Origin of the sequence: Halocynthiibacter sp. SDUM655004, from assembly GCF_026015885.1 — a bacterium.
Lineage (GTDB): Bacteria > Pseudomonadota > Alphaproteobacteria > Rhodobacterales > Rhodobacteraceae > Falsihalocynthiibacter > Falsihalocynthiibacter halioticoli.
In genome coordinates, this window is record NZ_JAPDUG010000001.1 from 315,702 (window position 1) to 330,228 (window position 14,527).

The following is a 14,527-nucleotide window of genomic DNA, read 5'->3' on the forward strand; positions in this document are numbered from 1 at the left end:
TGGCATGGGATGCAAGGGGAAAGCCGCGCGAGGTAAGGTTTCGTTAACCATGCGGCAGTAGCCTTCGAAGGTATAGAAGCGAGGTGCTGATGCGGCAGATTTTACTGGGACTGTTTGGCGTTTTATTGATTGCCGGTTGTGATAGCCCGCATCCCAAAATGATGGGTGTGAAGGCGCAGGAAATCACAGTTGAAGGCAGCACCTTCCGTGTCCGAACCAAAGGTGAGATCGCAGAGGCTATTCGCGTTGGTTTCGTACCGTTCTCGGAACATGCTCAGATACCGATGCGTGCCGTTGTTGCGATGGAAGAGGCAAGTGGATGTGACGTTGATCAGCGATCCGTAAAAGGCGATCCCGCACTCATCGTGGCGCGATTGAAATGCCCAAAATCCTAGTTTGGGGTGTTGCGAGCAAGCGTTTCAAGCAATGCACGTGCTGAATTGCTCCGCGGCATCCAAAGGCCTCGCTCAATTGCTTCGTTCAACCGCTCTGCGATTTCTTTTAAGGCGGGGGCGTTATGTTCTTCAATAAACGCGCGCACGTCCTCGTCCTCTAGAAACGCAGCGTGGACCGCATCGAAATGGTGGCCCTTAACTGCGCCCGTCGTTGCGGCAAAAGCGAACATGTAATCAACAGTTGCTGCCATCTCGAACGCGCCTTTATAGCCGTGGCGCATCACCCCTTCGATCCACTTTGGGTTAACCACACGGCTTCGCACGACACGGGCGATTTCCTCATCCAACGTGCGGATTACGGGCCGCTCCGGGCGGGAATGGTCGTTATGATAGATCGGGCGGTCTTGCCCTTGAAGGGTATTAATCGCGGCGGCTGCTCCGCCCTCGAATTGATAGTAATCATCGCTATCAAGCAGGTCGTGTTCGCGGTTGTCCTGGTTTTGTACAATCGCTTCGGCCTGTTTCAGACGGCTTTCAAACTGCGGACGAGCGCGTGTTCCCTCGGCGTTCTTGCCATACGCATAGCTGCCCCATTCAAGATAGGCCTCGGCTAGGTCTGATTTGTCAGCCCAGAGATGTTCGTCGATCATTGCCTGAAGCCCTGCACCATATGCGCCCGGTTTAGAGCCGAATACGCGGTAGGCACTTTGATCTCCCTCTGCCAAAAGGCGTGCACGGGCGGGGTTGAGGTCGGCCGGCTCATCGAGTTCCATCACGGCGCGCGCCGCACTATCAACAAGAGCAATCAACTGCGGGAACGCATCGCGGAAGAATCCCGAAACGCGAAGGGTCACGTCAACGCGCGGTCGACCAAGTACGCCTTGCGGCAAAACCTCGAAGCCTGTGACGCGGCGGTTTGCGGCGTCCCAAGTGGGCTTTACCCCCATGAGCGCGAGGGCTTGGGCAATGTCGTCGCCGCCCGTACGCATATTGGCGGTTCCCCATGCCGTAAGCAGTAGGGCGCGCGGCCAGTCGCCGTGGTCCTGTAGGTGTTTCTCAATGAGCAAGTTGGCCGATTTCCACCCGAGCGCCCAAGCGGTTGGCGTGGGCACCGCGCGGCTATCGACCGAGTAGAAATTGCGCCCCGTGGGAAGCGTATCAAGCCGCCCACGCGTTGGAGCGCCAGAAGGAGCAGGGGGCAAAAACTTGCCGTTCAGTGCGGTCAAAAGCCCGCTCATTTCCGCAGGGCCGCAAGCGGCGACGCTCGGGCGAACATTGGTTTTTATGCCCTCAAGAACAGTGGTGCTTTTGGGGCCGGGGCAGGCTGCCTCACCGTCAATCAAAGCAGAGGCAAGCAGCTCTATCCGCTCGACAGTGTCTCCAAAACTGCGCCAAGCATCAGCTAACACTGAACCTAGCGCATCGGGTTTCGCGCTGTCCCATGTCGCGGCCATGTCGCAATTGAGCGGATCAAACCCAAGCGCAAGGTCATCCGCAATCGCGCGTTGAAGCGATGCATCCGCTCCTGTTCCATCACCGCGCGGCACGCGGACCAATGCCTGAACCAGATCGCGCTCCAGTCGCCCCGTCGGGCTTTCGCCGAAGATATGAAGCCCATCGCGGATTTGCGCTTCTTTCAACTCACAGAGGAAAGCGTCGAGCTTGGCCAGATCACTTTCCTCATCCTCACCCGAAAGCCCCGCATCCTCGCCCAGTCCGGTGGCGCTGGTAAGGGTCAGAATTTCGCGCTTTAGATGTTTAATGCGGCGGGGATCAACGCCCGCTGCTTCATAATATTCATCCACCAAAGCTTCGAGATCACGCAGCGGCCCATAGGATTCCGCACGGGTGAGCGGCGGTGTCAGGTGATCAACAATAACGGCCTGCGCGCGGCGCTTGGCCTGTGTTCCTTCGCCAGGATCGTTGACGATAAAAGGATAGATATGCGGCGTGGGGCCAAAGACGGCTTCGGGGAAGCACTCCTGCGAAAGTGCAACTGATTTGCCAGGGAGCCATTCAAGGTTGCCGTGCTTGCCCATGTGAACAATTGCCTGCGCGCGGAAGGTATGGCGCAGCCAGAAATAGAACGCGAGGTAGTTGTGCGGCGGCACGAGGTCTGGCGAATGGTAGGTGTCTTCTGGGTCGATGTTATAACCGCGTGCGGGCTGCACACCGACAACAACATTCCCGAATGTCAGCACCGAGAGCTTGAACCGCCCGCAATCAACTTCGCCCGCCTCGTAAAATGGATCGGCCTCTGGCTTGCCCCAACGCTCTTCGATCTGCGCACGAACCTCATGGGGCAGCGCACCATAGGAAATCTGGTAGTCCGCCATTGAGAGATCGACGCCGCCAGTTCGCACGCGTCGATCTGTAAGCCAGTTCGTCGGTCCGGCAAGAATGCGTTGCATCAGGTCGTCACTGTCTTCTGGAAGATCGCGGGTTGAGTATCCGGCCTCTGTTAGCGCGTTAAGAGTATTACAGGTCGCGGCGGGGGCATCTAGGCCAACTCCATTCGCGAGCCGACCGTCCTTGTTCGGATAGTTGGCCAAAACCAGCGCCACGCGGCGGTCTTTTGCGGCGGTTTTGCGCAGGTCGGCCCAATTCGCGGCAAGGTCAGCGACGAAATCAATGCGGTCGCCTTGAGCGCGGTAACTGGCGATGGCGCATTCGGTAGCCTCATCGAAAAACGCTTCGCCCTTGAAGCTCACGGCGCGGGATAAGATGCGGCCGTCGACCTCTGGGAGGGCTACGTTCATCGCGATGTCACGCGCGGAAAGCCCGTTTGCGCCCTCGATCCACGAGGCTTCGCTGCTGGCGGAGAACACGATCTGAAACACGGGGGCTTCGTTTGCGGCGTCCATCTGGAAAGGATTGGTGGCCTGATCGTCGCCTTGATGAGGCGAGCCAACGGCAAAAGACGTGCCGTTCAGGATTACGGATGGCGGAGCTTCTGAGAACAGATGTTCGAGCGTTGCAACCGATACTGGGTCTTTGAGCGAGGCGACAAAAACAGGAAGTGGATTCAATCCGCGGCGTAGGAGCGCTTTGACAAGGCGGTTGACCGGATTTAGTCCCGCGCCCTGCACCAAAGCACGATAAAAAACGATCGGAACAACGGGAGCGTCCGCAAGCCAGTTTTCTTGCGCGGCCTCTAGGTTTGCGATCCCTGTACCGGGCCAATAGACGCCAGCACGAAGGAGCGCGCGGGCAGGCTCTGGCTTTTCCGCTCCTGTGAGCATCGCCTTGGCGTACTCAAGGAAATGGCTGGCGTTTTCCGGCCCTCCCTCGACCATATAGGCCCAAAGCGCTTGGTAATCTTCGTCTGAAACTGTGGAGAGTTCGCGCAACTCCGCGTCTGGCTTATCGTCACCGGGAAGCGCCACAAAGGCAACGCCCGCCGCGTGAAGATGTGCGGCGTACTGCGTGAGGCCATACTTCCAATATCCCGCCCCACCAAGGCAGCGCGCAATCACCAATTTACTCTTCGCGGCGCAATTTTCGATATGCAAATCCACAGACATCGGGTGCTGCAGATGCATGAGGCTCGCAAGCCGCAAGGTTGGCGGTGCGGCCATTTCGGAACGCGCTTCAGAGAGCGCGGCAAGTTCCGTGTCCGCGGCGGAGATAAACACGATATCCGCAGGGGTTTGCCCGAGGTCTACGGGCTCCGAGCCGTCAGAAATTGTGCCGGGTGTTGCCGCGAGAAGATGCATCAGAGAGGGCGTTCCATAAACAGGCTGAGCGGGTCATCCTCGTAGTCGCCGAAAGGGCCGCAATATGTAAACCCGTGTTTTTCATAAAGCTTATGTGCGGCAGTGAGGCTGTTTCCTGTCTCAAGCTTCAGCGTCTTCAAACCTTCGGCTCGCGCGGTTTCGATGAGTGCTTCCATAAGTTTATTTGCGACGCCACGGCCCCGCGCTTCGGAAGCGACGAACATCGATTTAACTTCGCCGTAGTCTCCCTTAAGCGCCACCGCACCGCAGCCGAGGGTATGTTCGCCGTCTTGCGCAACAAGAAACCGGATATCCTCGCCACAGAGAGCATCGACCGACAAGTAGTGGTTGGATTCCGCCGGAAACAACTCCTGCATCAGCGCATGGCTTGCTTCAAGCAATGCTTGCGCTTGCGGGGCGCGGGGATCACCGGTTTCGACCGTAATGCTCACGCTTGAAGAGCCTTTTCAATGGACGCGCGGTCAAGCCCGCTTTCGCCAATGACGACAAGTCGCGTTTCGCGAGGCGCTGCGCCGAAAGGCTGGTCAAAGTAGGTGTCCACTCGTGGGCCAACAGCCTGAAGCGTGAGGCGCATCGGCTTCCCTTCGACAGCGGCAAATCCTTTGAGACGCAAAATATTGTTCTGACGGATCACATCGGCGACTTGCTCGGCAAAAGCGTTCGGGTCTTTGATTTCGCCACGGGCAACAACAAAGCTCTCAAACTCGTCGTGACCATGCGCGTGCTCATGGTCGTGGTGATGATCGTCGTGGTCATCATGGTCGTGGTGATGGTGGTGGATTTCGTGGCGCGAAGACAGGTCGCTCTCCGCACCAATGCCCTGACCAAGCAGCACATCAACGGGCAAAGCGCCCATCGTGGATTTCACAACCTGAACCCCATCGCGGCTTTCGGTGCGAAGTTTGCCGACGAGCACGGAAGCGTCCTCCTCGCCCAACAGGTCAGCCTTGTTCACGACAATCATATCCGCACAGGCGATTTGGTCTTCGAACAGTTCCGAGAGAGGCGTCTCATGGTCGAGGTTTTCATCCAGTTTGCGCTGGGCATCGACGGCGGCAACGTTATGGGCAAATTGCCCGTCAGCAACGGCACGGCCGTCCACCACAGTCACAACGCCATCGACGGTAACTTTGGTGGCGATTTCGGGCCAATTAAATGCGCGCACGAGTGGTTGAGGCAACGCAAGGCCAGATGTTTCGATAACGATGTGGTCGGGTGCATTTTCACGGGCGAGGAGCTTTTCCATCGTCGGGATAAAATCCTCAGCAACAGTACAGCAGATACAGCCGTTAGACAGCTCCATCACGTCATCATCGGTGCATGTTTCGTCACCGCATCCCTTGAGGATATCACCATCCACACCAAGATCGCCGAATTCGTTGATGATAAGGGCAATGCGCTTGCCTTCGGCGTTTTGAAGCATGTGGCGGATCAGAGTGGTCTTCCCCGCTCCAAGAAAGCCGGTAACGACGGTGGCTGGAATTTTTTGTGGCATGATGGCCTCGTTTGTTAGGCGTGACGCTCAGGGCTTAGGCTCCGAGCGTTATTTTTAAACTGCGTGTTTGTGCCAAGCGTACCCCGCAACGCCACCAAGAACCACCCAAGTGGCACAGGCAACCGCGAGGGTTCGCGAGACGAAAAGAGCGGCAAGTTCGGGCGGGGCGACACCGGCATAGAAATCAAGATGCGGCGCGCCGATCACATGGGGCAGGGCGATGAATGCAGCGCCCGCAATTCCCCACCAGAGGTTGGCACCGAATGTAATCATGCCGATCCCGACAGCGGTTGCGATCACGGTTGTGATCCACCACATCTGGCGCAGGGTGACATCATCCGCAGGTGTGCCAGGAAGCTCTGGATAAAGTCCGGCTGCTGGCGCGAGTTGGATTACAACAAAGCCCACAAGCCCCCAGATAAGTCCCGTTCTTGCATTGACTTCGAGCCCAGCCATCTGCGCCGTTCCGAATGCCGCAGCAACGATCAGGCCAAATCCAGTGAACACAAGTACGTTCATCGCAACAGTCATTCCGTGCCGCGCAAGTTTTTCCGAAGTTGTCGGCGGCGCTTCCACCTCTTCTTCCTCTTCGGATGCGGTTACATCTTCACCGTCCACGATCAAAACACCGGCGTAATGCGATTTCGCACCGGTTTCGTATTCCTCACCCTCAAGAAGCAGAGGGGTGACGAGCCAAAACTGAAGCAGCGCGGAAATCAACCCTGCGATCAGACCAGCGTACAGCGCGCTGGAAAAAATTTGTTTGAACATCTGCTTAGTGGCAGGGGAACGCGACTGCGTGACGTGTGTCGTGTGCTGCGTCGTGCAGAACAGCAGACTGTGCAAAGCCAGCCGCGCCAATCAGCATTACACCCGCAAGAGCCGCCGCAAAGATCGGCAGGAATGCAAGGTTTGCTTTTTCCGCAGGAGCCGTGGCCGCTTGAGCTACTACTCTGGGTTCGTTCAGATCGTTCTTCATATGTCTCCTTTTCCCGTCACACCCGACGGTTGGCTAAACTCTACGCAAGGCTGGTCTCCTGGCTCGCGGGTCGCTGCGCTGTGTCGCCTTCCCGGATTGCTCCAGTGACATATGACACGCGCTCGCCGCATACAGTCGCGGGGGCGGCTGTGGCCTCTGGTCCCTGTTTGGGTCACCATCACCACATTCCCATTTATCCCCAACCGCTCAAGCGGCGCTATGGGGATACCATGCAAGGCTATGTGACGGTTTTTGCGCGGGTGGGTCAAGCTGCATTTGGCATCCCCGATGAAAATATGGCGGATGGCAGCGCAAACATGCATGGCAATTCACATTCTGCCTTGCAGGACCGTGAAAGAATGCCCCAACTACTCCCATGACACATCCAACACTCCGCCCTGCAACACATGATGATTCGGAGGCCATCCGCACTTGTATTGCTGACGCATTTACCAAGGCTCGCGCCGAGATTTCTGACTTTCCTGATGTCACCTTTGGCATCGAAGAGAGCATCGGGGCGGGGCTTGCATTTGTAGCCGAAGCGGAAGGCTGTGTTTGTGGCGCGCTGACTGTGCATGTCACCGACGATTACCTCAAAGTTGAGGTTGTCGCGGTGGACAGCGCCTATCGCGGTTTTGGCATTGGACGATTGCTCATGGAATTTGCAGTTCAAGAGGCCAAGCGCCGCGGCGTCAGGGAGCTTCGACTACGTACGCATATCTTGATGCCAGAGAATGTCGCTCTGTATCAGCATCTGGGTTGGGAAGTTACTTCGGAAGATGAAACCGGAGTTAATATGGCCTTTAAACTTTAAAATGCGGCCGTCAGACGCAATATCTTGTGGATAACTCCGCCGATTATAGCAGATAGTGGGGTAAACCGTTGACACACACCCCCTCTGGCCCAAACGATGGTGTATCTGGAGGAATCACTTAAAGGTGCGCGTTTGCAGTTTTCCAAACTCAAGCTGAACGGTTTCAAAAGCTTCGTTGACCCAACCGATCTTATCATCGCGGATGGGCTGACGGGGGTTGTCGGGCCGAACGGGTGCGGGAAATCCAACCTGCTTGAGGCGCTGCGATGGGTGATGGGCGAGACCCGCCCCAAAGCGATGCGCGGCGGCGGCATGGAAGATGTGATTTTTGCCGGAACCGCAACACGGCCTGCGCGCAACTTCGCCGAAGTGTCGCTCACCATTGATAACAGCGATCGCCTCGCGCCCTCGGGGTTCAATGATTCCGATACGCTTGATGTGGTGCGGCGGATTACGCGCGATGCGGGCTCTGCGTTCAAGGCCAACACCAAGGATGTGCGCGCCCGCGATATTCAGATGCTCTTTGCCGATGCCTCGACCGGCTCGCACTCTCCTGCGCTTGTCCGTCAGGGCCAGATTGCGGAGTTGATCAACGCCAAGCCCAAAGCGCGGCGGCGTATCCTCGAAGAAGCCGCAGGGATCTCGGGGCTTTACCAACGGCGGCACGAAGCCGAACTCAAACTTAAGGGCACGGAAACCAACCTGTCGCGGGTTGAAGATGTGGTTGAACAACTTGCCAGCCAGCTTGGTCAATTGGCGCGGCAAGCGCGTCAGGCAGCGCGTTATCGCTCCATTGGCGAGGAGTTGCGGCACGCAGAGGGGCTTCTGCTCTATCGCCGCTGGAAAGAGGCGGACGAGGCCCGCGCAACTGCGCAGGCTGATTTGACCGAGCGCACGAAGCTGGCAGGAGCCGCAGAGGGAGAAGCAAGAACAGCGGCGAAGGCTCGCGCCGCCGCCGAAGACCGTTTGCCTCCGTTGCGCGAAGAAGAAACCATCGCAGCCGCCGTTTTGACCCGATTGCAAAACCAGCGTGAAGCGCTGTCCGAGCAAGAGGCGCGCGCAATTGAAACAATTGAAACTCTAACGCGGCGTATTGAGCAACTTGCCCACGACAAATCCCGTGAGCAGGAGCTGAACAAGGACGCAGGCGAGACAATTGAGCGGCTTGAATGGGAGCAAAACCAGCTTGCCGCCGCTGCCGAAGGATACGCCGAAAAGCTCGAAGAAAGCGCCAACGCGGCCTCTGATGCCGCAAGTGTTTTGCAGGAACGCGAGGCCGCGATTGGGCAACTCACCGAGGATGTCGCACGGCTTGCGGCGCGTCACCAATCGGCGCGGCGGTTGGTTGAGGACAACCAGAAAACCCTTGATCGCAGCGAAGGAGAGGCCGCTCGGGCGCGGGAAGCTTCTGCCCTCGCCAAAGCCGCTCTGACCAAGGCCGCTCAAGACTTCACAACAGCAGAGCAAGCACAAGATGCGGCCGCATCAGCAGCGAAAGTTGCAGAAGAAACGCTGATTGCCTGTGACAATGCCCGAGCCACCGCACAGAGCCGCGAAGCAGAAGCCCGCGCAGAACGCAGCGAGGCGGAGGGTGAAGCAAATGCGTTGCGGGCTGAAGTTTCCGCGCTTGCCAAGCTCGTGGAGCGAGACACTGCTGAAGGCGGTCAGGTCTTGGACGAATTGCGCGTTGAGGGTGGCTATGAGAAGGCGCTTGGGGCTGCTCTCGCTGATGACTTGCGCGCGCCATCTGTTGGGCCTGAGGCTGTATCTGGCTGGGCGACGTTGCCGGGATATTCCGCGCCACAAGGATTGCCCGAGGGCGTTTTGGCGCTGACCAATCACGTTACCGTGCCTGAAGTTTTGGTTCGTCGTATGGGGCAAGTCGGGCTCGTTGATAAAGCCGACGGGCCGCGCCTTCAGCCCGAGTTGAAGCCCGGTCAGCGGCTTGTAAGCATTGAGGGCGATCTTTGGCGCTGGGATGGGTTTCGTGCGGGTGCTGAGGATGCGCCGAGTGCTGCTGCGCTTCGGTTGCAGCAACTTAACCGCCTCGTGGAACTTAAACGCGATCTGGAAGAAGCAAGCGCGCGCGGCGACGGCGCGAAACGGGCGCATGAGATGCTGTCCGAAGAACTTGCGCGCTGCACGCGTGAGGATCAGGAAGCCCGAGAAGCGCGTAAGAACGCTGACCGTGCCCTGACCGAAGCAGCGCGCGCCCTGTCGCGCGCGGAAGCTGACCGCAACATTGCCGAGGGTAAACTTGAGAGTTTGTCGATGGCCGTGTCCCGCCACGAAGAAGAGGCAATGGAAGCGCGTACGCGCGTGAAGGAAGCTGAAACCGCGCTTGCAGACCTGGGTGATCTGGACGCCGCCCGTGCTGAGGTCGAGGACGTGAAAATGACCGTCGAGGCCGCGCGGATGACAATGATGTCCAAGCGCTCCGCATACGAGGAATTGCGCCGTGAGGGCGATGCCCGCACAAAGCGTCGGCAGGAGATCACGAAAGAAATTAGCGGCTGGCGGCTTCGTTTGGAGAACGCTGAGAAGCGGATCGGCGAGCTTGAGGAACGCCGTGTTGCAAGCGAGGCCGAGTTGAAAGAGGCCAGTGCTGCACCTGAGGAAATCGCGGCCAAACGCGAAGAACTTGCCGGAGCGATCGACACCGCCGAAAAACGCCGCCAAGAGGCCGCGGATAAGCTGGCGATCGGAGAAACAGAGCTTCGTGAGGCGATCAATGCCGAGCGTGATGCAGAGCGCGCTGCCAGTGAGGCCCGCGAAAGCCGCGCACGCGCTGAAGCGCGCGCCGACGCGGCCCGTGAAACCGTTGCTTATGCCGCCGAGCGAATTTCCGAGGCGATGGAAACTACGCCACAAGACTTGCTTGCGACTCTGGATGCTGATCCAGAGAAAATGCCGTCGGCGGAGAGCATTGAGGCTGATGTAAACCGCCTTAAACGGCAGAGGGACTCGCTCGGTGCGGTGAACCTACGGGCCGAAGAGGACGCAAAAGAAATTCAGGAAGAGCACGACAACCTCGTGTCGGAGAAAGCGGATCTGGACGAGGCAATCCGCAAGTTGCGAACAGGCATTGCCAGCCTGAATAAAGAAGGCCGCGAGCGTTTGCTGACGGCGTTTGAACAAGTGAATAGCAACTTTACTCTGCTGTTCCGACACCTGTTCGGAGGCGGAGAGGCCAACCTTGTATTGGTCGAATCCGATGACCCGCTTGAAGCAGGACTTGAGATTATGTGCCAGCCACCGGGCAAGAAACTCAGCACATTGAGCCTGCTTTCTGGCGGTGAACAGACCCTGACGGCCATGGCGCTGATCTTTGCGGTTTTCCTCGCGAATCCAGCTCCGATCTGTGTTCTCGATGAGGTGGACGCGCCGCTTGATGATGCGAACGTCACCCGTTTTTGTGACCTGTTGGATGAAATGACCCGCCGCACAGAAACACGCTTCCTGATCATCACACACCATGCGGTGACGATGGCGCGGATGGATCGGCTCTTTGGTGTCACAATGGCCGAGCAGGGCGTAAGTCAGCTTGTGTCTGTGGACCTCAAAAAAGCCGAAGCGCTGGTCGCTTAGTCCTGTCTAAAGCCGGTTCAACAGGTCTGTTGTTGGCCACGCATCCGCAGGAAGGCCAAGGCGCTGTTGCTCTGCCTGAACTGCCGCGCGGGTTTTCGCACCAAGGATCCCGTCGATCTTCCCAACATCATGGCCCCGAGCCACAAGCTTTTTCTGAAGCGATTTCATTTGCGCATCGTTGAGGCTTGGGTCTGGGTTGCCGAGATCATAAATCGGTGCACCCTCAAGGCGTGTCGCGAAATAGGCGGCTGTGGTCACGTAGACAAAGCTCTTGTTCCACTCGAAATAGACGCGGAAATTTGGATAGGCGAGGAAAGCCGGCCCCTTGCGCCCCATCGGGAGGAGTACGCTGGCTTGTAGGTTGCCGTTTGGCAATGAACCGTGTTTGGCCTTAACCCCGCCAGCTTTCCACGCCGAAACGGGGGCGGTTTTGTCTAGGCCCGTTTTGCTCCAGTCCAGATTGCTTGGAACGCTGACCTCCTGAAGCCATGGCTCGCCCGCACGCCAGCCCAAAGATTTAAGCATGGTGCCACCAGAGAGAAGCGCATCAGGTGGGGATGTCTTGAGGCTTACTTGTCCGTCACCGTCACCATCGCGGCCGTTCTCGATAATATCTTCGGGAAGCATTTGGACCATGCCGATTTCGCCAGCCCATGCGCCTTTGGTTTTGGTCGGGCTGAAATCGCCGCGTTCATAAAGTTCCAGCGCCGCGAAGATTTGAGGGCGGAAAAGTTCGGGGCGGCGACAGTCATGGGCGAGTGTCACCAGCGAGTTAAGCGTGTTGAAATCGCCCTGCACCGCGCCATAGTCGGTTTCGAGCGCCCAGAAGGCCAGCAAAACGCCTCGCGACACACCTGTTTCTCGCTCGACCCGATCAAAGACCGAAGCGTATTTCTGGGCGTTTTTGCGGCCATGATCCATGCGGTTTTGGCTGATAACGGCGCGCGAAAACTCGGCGAAGGTTTTCTTGAAGATGCCCTGCGAGCGGTCTGCGCGGAGTGTGCGTGGGTCTTGCCGGACAGAGGCGAAGAATGCATCAACGTTGGCTTTGCTGTGGCCCTTGGCCATGGCTTCCTGTTTCAGTCCGCTGACAAACCCAGAGAAACTCCCGCCGCATTGCGCCTGTGCGGATGTCGTTAAGGTGGCCAGTGAAATAGCGAATGCAGCAAGCGAAATACGGAACGTCATGAAATCCTCCGGTCTGAAAATATCGTCACAGTATCAGGCCACGCAGGTGGGGCAAGCCTCAGAACAGCGCGAGGATGCCGCAAGCGCCCAACACGATCAGCCAGCTGCGCCAAAGCAACGAAACCGAAGCGTCGATTTCCTTCGCGCCGATGTCGCGTCTGCCGCTTTCATTCACGAAGGGGTAGTCGCGCAATTGGCCGTGATAGCTCCGTGGCCCCGAAAGTGCGATATTGAGCGAGATCGCCATGGCCGCTTCGGGCCAGCCCGCGTTTGGAGAACGATGCTTTGGGGCATCTTCGAGCAATGTGCCGATACCGTTGCGAAAGCCTTTTGATGCGAGGATCAGGAGCGCGGTAAGCCGTGCTGGAATGAAATTCAAAACATCGTCAAATCGTGCAGCAGCCCAGCCGAATTCTTCATGGCGCGGGGTTTTGTAGCCGATCATGCTGTCGGCGGTGTTGACGATTTTGTAGATCAACAAGCCGGGGAGGCCGAAGATCAGGAACCAGAACGCAGGCGCGACCACACCATCAGAGAAGTTTTCCGCGCCGCTTTCGATTGCTGCGCGCGAGATTTGCGGGCCGTCCATATCTTTGGTGTCCCGCCCGACAATACGTCCAACAGCGGCGCGCGCGGATGCGTTAGAGAGCCGCAAGCCCTGCGCAACGGCAGAGACGTGATCAATCAAACTGCGGTGCGCCAAAAGGATCGCGGCGATCACGATCTCGAAAACCTCACCGAATGGGAGTTCTGAAATAATAGCGCCAGTGATCCACGCGCCGACCACCAGTACGCCGAGCGTGACCGCGCCTTTGGTCTTGCGATTTTCGCCGGTGTTGAATTCGCCATCGGCCCAATCGATGAGCTTGCCCATCAAAACCGCCGGATGCGGGATTTTGGTCCAGATCGATTTGGGCTCGCCGAATGCGGCATCCAGCGCCAGAGCGAGAAACAACGGTGCGGCAAAACTCATAGCGCGGCCTCCAACTGGGTCCAGCGGTCACGGGGCGGAAGCCCGATACGCAGGAAGGTTTCGGAATACGGGAACACCCGCGTAAGAACTTTGCCACGGGCAAGCCTGTCTTGCCAAGCCGCAGCGTTGTCCACGGAATAGAGACGGAAAAGAGTGGTGCCGCCAACGGCCTTGGCGCCTTTGGCTTGCAACAGCTCGTCGAGCCGCGCGGCCTCTTGAGTGAGAATTTCGCGCGTGTCGGCGGCCCACGTTGGGTCATTGAGTGCCGCGATGCCAGTCGCCAGCGCAGGACCTGAGACTTGCCACGGGCCAATCATATCGCCGAGTTTCGCGATCAGCTCTGGATCTCCTATCGCAAAGCCAAGCCGTAGCCCCGCGAGTCCCCAGAATTTGCCGAAACTCTTGAGGACGAGCGTGCCGCTTTGCGCGGTCCGCGCGATGTGGCTGGCTTCTGGCATCGTCTCGCAGAAACTCTCGTCAATTATCGTCAGCTGCGTATCAGGGATTTCGGCGGCGGCGGTTAGCTCGCCTGTAGGATTGTTCGGGTGGACATGAACGCTCGCGTTTCCACCGTTTGGGCGCACCGTCCATCCGGCCATACGAAAGCTGGCGGCGTGTTCGTTATAGGTGTCCTGACGAATGGCAACTGTGCCCGATGTCGGCGCAAGATGGGGAATGCGCGCAATAAGGGCGCTGCACCCAGGCGCGGCAAGAACTGCAGCACTTTCGGGGATGTTCCAAAACTTGCGTGCAGCCGTTTCCAGTTGGGTAAACAATCCCTTGTCTGGTAGCGCGTTCCATAAGTCGGGCGCGAAGTTGGGCAGCGGATAGGGTGTCGGGTTGATGCCCGTCGAAAGGTCGAGCCACTCGGATTTTGCCCCGCCATAGCGCGCGCAAGCGGCATCAAGATTGCCGCCATGATCACGTGGCGCGGGCGATTGGCTCACGACTCGGACCCGTTTTTGGGCAGCGGTGGGTGGCGCGTAATGAAATGGCCTTTCACGCCTTCGGGCCATGTGCGGTAAGGCACTTGCCCCGTCTCGCTCGCTTGGTGAAGGGCGGCATAGTCAACAATAGCTGTAGCGGACTCTTCGTTCGGTTCGAATTTGCCGAGCGTGTAGGAAAGCTTCCCTTCGGCCTGAATTGCAATGTTGCACCCGTGTGAACAGCCCATAAGACAGCTGACCCGTCGCGTTTTAACGCGCCCTTCGGCGGTTTCTTCAACTTTGGCAGCCAACACTTCCCCATCGGTAAGCGCAGCACCGCTTTCGGCCCAGTCGTCGCGCTTGCAGGTGTCGCAAATTGTAATCCAAGTGGTCATGGCATTCCCTTTTTGCGTCATCTCAATCCGATTTTCG

Annotated in this window: 12 protein-coding genes and 1 riboswitch; of the genes, 3 read left to right on the forward strand and 9 right to left on the reverse strand. The window is 58.0% G+C overall.

Annotated elements, in window-relative coordinates:
* Positions 1-89 precede the first annotated feature (89 nt).
* Positions 90-395, forward strand: coding sequence for a hypothetical protein (locus N9C89_RS01540; RefSeq protein ID WP_263952059.1), 306 nt, complete (start codon positions 90-92; stop codon positions 393-395).
* Here the strand turns inward: N9C89_RS01540 and cobN are convergent.
* From cobN to N9C89_RS01565, 5 genes are read right to left on the reverse strand one after another with little or no spacing between them, the layout of a single operon-like run.
* Entirely contained in the window at positions 392-4,111 is a 3,720-nt protein-coding gene (cobN, locus tag N9C89_RS01545) for a cobaltochelatase subunit CobN (protein WP_263952060.1), read from the reverse strand. The two genes, N9C89_RS01540 and cobN, sit on opposite strands and share 4 nt — an antisense overlap.
* Positions 4,111-4,563, reverse strand: coding sequence for a GNAT family N-acetyltransferase (locus N9C89_RS01550; protein ID WP_263952061.1), 453 nt, complete (start codon positions 4,561-4,563; stop codon positions 4,111-4,113). The genes cobN and N9C89_RS01550 overlap by 1 nt, the downstream gene beginning before the upstream one ends.
* On the reverse strand, positions 4,560-5,627 hold the full coding sequence (cobW, locus tag N9C89_RS01555; RefSeq protein ID WP_263952063.1) for a cobalamin biosynthesis protein CobW: 1,068 nt from the start codon (positions 5,625-5,627) through the stop codon (positions 4,560-4,562). The genes N9C89_RS01550 and cobW overlap by 4 nt, the downstream gene beginning before the upstream one ends.
* 54 nt (positions 5,628-5,681) lie before the next feature.
* Positions 5,682-6,398, reverse strand: coding sequence for a CbtA family protein (locus tag N9C89_RS01560; protein ID WP_263952065.1), 717 nt, complete (start codon positions 6,396-6,398; stop codon positions 5,682-5,684).
* A gap of 4 nt (positions 6,399-6,402) precedes the next feature.
* The gene (locus N9C89_RS01565) at positions 6,403-6,606 is read right to left on the reverse strand and encodes a CbtB domain-containing protein (protein WP_263952067.1); all 204 of its coding nucleotides are present in this window, start codon (positions 6,604-6,606) and stop codon (positions 6,403-6,405) included.
* Positions 6,607-6,636: 30 nt separating this feature from the next.
* A riboswitch (cobalamin riboswitch) is annotated at positions 6,637-6,854 on the reverse strand.
* Between the two features lie 128 nt (positions 6,855-6,982).
* On the opposite strand from N9C89_RS01565, the gene N9C89_RS01570 reads away from it, so the two are divergent.
* Together N9C89_RS01570 and smc are read left to right on the forward strand one after the other, a co-directional pair.
* Complete coding sequence (locus tag N9C89_RS01570) at positions 6,983-7,420, forward strand: GNAT family N-acetyltransferase (protein WP_263952068.1); 438 nt, start codon at positions 6,983-6,985, stop codon at positions 7,418-7,420.
* Between the two features lie 96 nt (positions 7,421-7,516).
* The gene (gene smc / locus N9C89_RS01575) at positions 7,517-11,008 is read left to right on the forward strand and encodes a chromosome segregation protein SMC (RefSeq protein ID WP_263952069.1); all 3,492 of its coding nucleotides are present in this window, start codon (positions 7,517-7,519) and stop codon (positions 11,006-11,008) included.
* A gap of 6 nt (positions 11,009-11,014) precedes the next feature.
* Here smc and N9C89_RS01580 read toward each other — a convergent pair whose 3' ends face one another.
* From N9C89_RS01580 to N9C89_RS01595, 4 genes are read right to left on the reverse strand one after another with little or no spacing between them, the layout of a single operon-like run.
* Entirely contained in the window at positions 11,015-12,196 is a 1,182-nt protein-coding gene (locus N9C89_RS01580; RefSeq protein ID WP_263952070.1) for a lytic murein transglycosylase, read from the reverse strand.
* Between the two features lie 58 nt (positions 12,197-12,254).
* Positions 12,255-13,169 carry an adenosylcobinamide-phosphate synthase CbiB gene (cbiB, locus tag N9C89_RS01585; protein WP_263952071.1) on the reverse strand — a complete coding sequence of 305 codons (915 nt, stop codon included), beginning with the start codon at positions 13,167-13,169 and terminating at the stop codon, positions 12,255-12,257.
* A complete protein-coding gene (locus N9C89_RS01590; protein ID WP_263952072.1) occupies positions 13,166-14,116 on the reverse strand; it encodes a threonine-phosphate decarboxylase in 951 nt (316 codons plus the stop codon). Before N9C89_RS01590 ends, cbiB begins: the two co-directional genes overlap by 4 nt.
* Positions 14,113-14,490, reverse strand: coding sequence for a DUF1636 domain-containing protein (locus tag N9C89_RS01595; protein ID WP_263952073.1), 378 nt, complete (start codon positions 14,488-14,490; stop codon positions 14,113-14,115). The genes N9C89_RS01590 and N9C89_RS01595 overlap by 4 nt, the downstream gene beginning before the upstream one ends.
* Between the last annotated feature and the right edge of the window lie 37 nt (positions 14,491-14,527).